Source organism: Bacteroidota bacterium (assembly GCA_018698135.1).
Taxonomy (GTDB): Bacteria; Bacteroidota; Bacteroidia; order CAILMK01; family JAAYUY01; genus JABINZ01.
Genome location: JABINZ010000129.1, coordinates 1 through 4,528 on the forward strand (window position 1 = coordinate 1; position 4,528 = coordinate 4,528).

Annotated in this window: 4 protein-coding genes; all 4 read left to right on the forward strand. The window is 34.0% G+C overall.

Going from position 1 to position 4,528, the window contains the following annotated elements:
* Positions 1-1,179, forward strand: a 1,179-nt coding sequence (locus tag HOG71_08510) for an asparagine synthase (protein MBT5990885.1), incomplete at its 5' end; no start/stop codon positions are given.
* 186 nt (positions 1,180-1,365) lie between these two features.
* Positions 1,366-3,099: a nucleotide sugar dehydrogenase gene (locus HOG71_08515; protein ID MBT5990886.1), complete on the forward strand. Its 1,734-nt coding sequence runs from the start codon at positions 1,366-1,368 to the stop codon at positions 3,097-3,099.
* Between the two features lie 45 nt (positions 3,100-3,144).
* Positions 3,145-4,206 (forward strand): UDP-N-acetylglucosamine 2-epimerase (non-hydrolyzing), encoded by a 1,062-nt coding sequence (gene wecB, locus HOG71_08520; GenBank protein ID MBT5990887.1) that lies wholly within the window; start codon positions 3,145-3,147, stop codon positions 4,204-4,206.
* Positions 4,207-4,253: 47 nt separating this feature from the next.
* A partial coding sequence (locus HOG71_08525) for a GxxExxY protein (GenBank protein ID MBT5990888.1) occupies positions 4,254-4,528 on the forward strand: 275 nt, incomplete at its 3' end.

Consider the following 4,528-nt stretch of genomic DNA (forward strand, 5'->3'; position numbering starts at 1 on the left):
AAGAATGAAATTAAACACCTATTAGAGGATACCGTTAATATGCAAATGAGAAGCGATGTCGCTATTGGGACTTATTTGAGCGGTGGCTTTGATTCGAGTTTAGTCACTACATTGGTATCTGGTTTTTCACATACACCAATCTCAACTTTTACTGGAGCATTTAATGAAGGACCTGAATTTAATGAAACAGAATACTCAAGATTACTTGCCGATCAGTGTGGTGCAAAAGCATTTGAAATTTATCCAACAGCTCAAGATTTTATCGATCAGTTACCAAAATTAATTTATCACTTAGACGAACCTGTAGCTGGTCCAGGTGTTTTTCCTCAATACATGGTATCCAAATTAGCATCTGAAAACGTGACAGTTGTTTTGGGTGGGCAAGGAGGAGATGAGATATTTGGTGGTTATGCCAGATATTTAGTTGCTTATCTGGAGCAAGCATTAAAAGGGAGTATACTCGAAAATACAGATGAAGGAGAGCATATAGTCTCTCTTCAGTCAATTGTGCCCAATTTGCCATTTATCAAAAGCTATATCCCAATGATTAAAAACTTCTGGAGTAAAGATGCTTTTGACCCAATGGATGTTAGATATTTTCATTTGATAGATAGGATGCATGGCAATAAGGATTATTTTACAGAAGACTTCTCAGCTGAATATAATCTTGAAAATGCTTTTTCGAAATTTAGTAATCTATTTAATAATCCGAATACAAAATCCTATTACAACAAAATGACTTATTTCGACCTGTTTGGTAGCTTACCAGCTCTTTTGCAAGTCGAGGACAGAGTTAGCATGGCTGCTTCGATTGAATCACGAGTTCCATTATTGGATAAACGTATAGTTGAGTTAGTTGCCAGTATGCCTCCTGCCATGAAGTTTAAAGGAGGAGAGCTGAAATACTTCCTTAAAAAGTCAGTAGGACATATTTTGCCTCCTAAAATAACCAATAGAAAGGATAAAATGGGTTTTCCTGTTCCCTTGCATTTGTGGGCAAAAAAAGAAGCAAAAGATTTTATCTCAGACATCTTATTATCTGAAAAATGCAAGAAAAGAGGGATATTGAATTGCAAGAAAATAGAGCAGATTATCATGTCTGAAAAACCATTTGGTAGACAGCTTTGGGGAATGCTTTGTTTGGAATTATGGTTTAATACATTTATTGATAAGAATTAAAGGATCAATACTAGAAAAATTCAAAGTCAAGAGGACGTCAAGAAATAAGTGAATAATATTGCATAGATATTTTGAATCTTTTAGCAGAAAAAATGAAATATGAAACGAGCATGAGAATAAGTTTACACAAACAAGGGAATGACTATATGCGAGTTCCATATGACCTTTTAAAACAATTATAAACAGATGAAAATACAGTTAACTGAAAATTATTCTTTCGATTGGAAGGTAGAAAAAATTGGCGTTATTGGCCCTGGCATAGTAGGAATGCCTATGGCAACTCTTTTGGCAAATTCAAGAATTAAAGTTGGAACTGATAAGCCTGCAAAAGTTTGTGTTGTTCAACGAAATTCAAAAAATTCTGGTTGGAAAGTCGATGCAATAAATAGTGGAAAATCAGTAATTGGCGGTATAGAGCCAGGTCTGGATAAAATTACAGCAGAAGTAGTGAAAGAGGGTTTGCTTAGTGCAAGTTGGGATTTTGATGTATTATCTGATGCAGATATGGTTTTGGTTTCTATTCAAACAGATAAAGATGGTTTTGGACCAGATTATGGCCCATTATTTGGCGGACTAACAAGCTTAGCAGAAGCATTTCAAAAGAAGCCTAAAAATAAAATTCCTTTGGTAGTTTTTGAATCGACTTTAGCACCTTCATCAATGGCTACATTAATAAAAGATCATTTTGCAAAATTTGGATTGATTGAAGGCAAAGATATATTGCTTGGAAATAGCCCTAACCGTGTGATGCCTGGACGATTAGTTGAACGAGTTACCGAATCCGATAAATTAGTGGCTGGCTTGCATCCTGAAACGCCTAAAATGATTCAGCATATCTATCAACATATTGTTACGAAAGGTATTTTACATGCAACAAACAGTATGACTGCCGAAGTAGTTAAAACCTTGGAAAACGCCTATCGTGATGTACGTATTGCTTTTTCATCAGAGGTTGTTCGATATTGTGATGAAAACAATATTCACTTTTATCATTTGAGAGATGAGATAAATAAAAAACTTGCCCAAGCAGATGATGCTTCCAACGATCCAAATGCAGTTCCAAGTGGTGGTATTTTAGTTCCTATGGTAGGAGTAGGAGGACACTGCTTGCCCAAAGATGGAATTTTACTATGGTGGAGACGCATTGAAAGTGGATTTGATACATCAAATAGTTTAATTATTAATTCACGTGTGATCAATGATGAATCTCCCGCTGAAACAATAAACTTATTTGAAAGAAACTTTGAGAAAATTGATGGAAAGAAAGTTGCTATTTTAGGTGCTGCTTACCGATTTAATTCTGAAGATACACGAAATTCTCCATCAATTCAATTGGCTTTGCAGCTTCAGGCAAAAGGATGTGATGTAATTATTCAAGATCCATATGTAAAGACTGATGATCAGAATCTGGAAAAATTCGGAGTTTCCAATATCTTCACAAATGATTTAGAAAATGCAGTTAAAAATGTTGATTATATTTTTATGGCAACTGCTCATAAAATTTATTTTGAGGAGTTTGCAGATTTAATTACCAAAGCAAAAAACCTTAAAGGAATTTTGGATGCTTGTAACATCTATCAACCAAGTCAATTTGATGATTTAAATATTGGTTATGCAGGGATTGGGAGAGGTAAAGAGCTCCCTTCACAAGAATTCATTGATTTTGTATTTGAGTCCTTTAATTTAATGGAAAGAGGAGCAGCAAATGAAGTTCAAGCTATTTGTGACTTCCTGAATGAAAATTATGCTGATTCTGAATTCAACAAAGTTGATTTCAAAGATGTTCAAAAACTTGGTGCAAGCTGCTCAACTGGTTGTGAAATTGTTAATACAGGAGTTGTAGATTCTTTGCCTGAATATAAAAGATTGACTTTCAGATTGGTAAGAAATGCTTTTGAGAGTTTCATGGAATCAAAATAATAAAGTAGATAGATTTTATCTAATTAGTGAATTGAGATTGTAAGCATGAATCGAAAGAAAATCATCTCTATAGTGGGAGCAAGGCCTCAATTTGTAAAACTGGCACCTTTATCAGAAAAGCTAACCCAGTTTCACAAAGAGATAATTATCCATACTGGACAGCATTATGACCATAATATGTCAGATTCATTTTTTAGTGATCTGAAAATAAAACAACCTAAATATAATTTAAACATTGGTTCTGCTACACAAGGTGCTCAAACAGGCACTATGCTTACTGAAATTGAAAAGGTTTTGGAAATCGAGAAACCACAATTGGTAATTGTTTTTGGAGATACAAATTCAACACTTGCTGGTGCTTTAGCTGCATCTAAAATGGGAATTGATGTTGTCCATATTGAAGCTGGTTTAAGGAGTTTCAATCGTTCTATGCCAGAAGAAATAAACCGAATTGTAACGGATCATGTTTCAGAATATTTGTTTGCACCAACTCAAAATGCAATGAATCTTATGCAAAATGAAGGACTACAAGATAAATCGTATTTAGTTGGAGATATTACTGTTGATGCTTTGATGAGAAATTTGGAAGTAGCGAAATCAAAATCGATTATACTCGATGAACTGAAATTAACAGAAAACTCATATTACTTATTGACACTTCATAGGCCTTATAATGTGGATGATCCCAACGTTTTGAGAAATATCCTAGACACATTAAGCCAATTAGATGAACTTGTTTTGTTCCCTGTGCATCCACGGACAAAAAGTATTCTAGAGACACATAAAATTGCAGTCGGGAAAAATATTCAAATGATTGAACCACTAGGTTACTTGGACTTCATTTATCTTCAATCGAATGCAAGGAAAATATTAACAGACTCGGGAGGTATACAAAAAGAAGCATTTATATTAATGAAACCCTGTATTACCTTACGATCAGAAACTGAATGGATAGAAACCGTTGAAGAGGGATGGAACTTGCTAATGAAACCAGAAAGTGATTTAGATGCAGAAAAAATAATGAATTTCAATCCAACTAAAGTTCAAATGGATATTTTTGGACATAATAATGCAGACAAAATGGTTGAGATCATTAATAATATATAAAAGTTGTTACACAAAGTTTCACAAAGAAGACATAGGATCACAGAGTTATGGTTGAAAATGAGATTTCCAAGCTCATAATAGGCAAGTCTATTGAGATACATAGGTCTTTAGGACCTGGATTGTTAGAATCTGCATATCAGGAGTGCTTATTTTATGAGTTAGTCACTGAAGGATTGAAAGTTGAAAAGGAAAAGCCAATGCCTATAGTTTATAAGGAAGTCAAACTTGATCATGGCTACAGATTAGACTTATTGGTAGAAAATAAAGTTGTTATAGAAATAAAAAGTATAGAAAGTTTTACAGATGTTCATACAGCACAAGT

Excerpts from the sequence above, each read along its gene's own strand:
- HOG71_08515 (MBT5990886.1), top strand. The coding sequence starts at position 1,366 with ATGAAAATACAGTTAACTGAAAATTATTCTTTCGATTGGAAGGTAGAA.
- wecB (MBT5990887.1), top strand. The coding sequence starts at position 3,145 with ATGAATCGAAAGAAAATCATCTCTATAGTGGGAGCAAGGCCTCAATTT.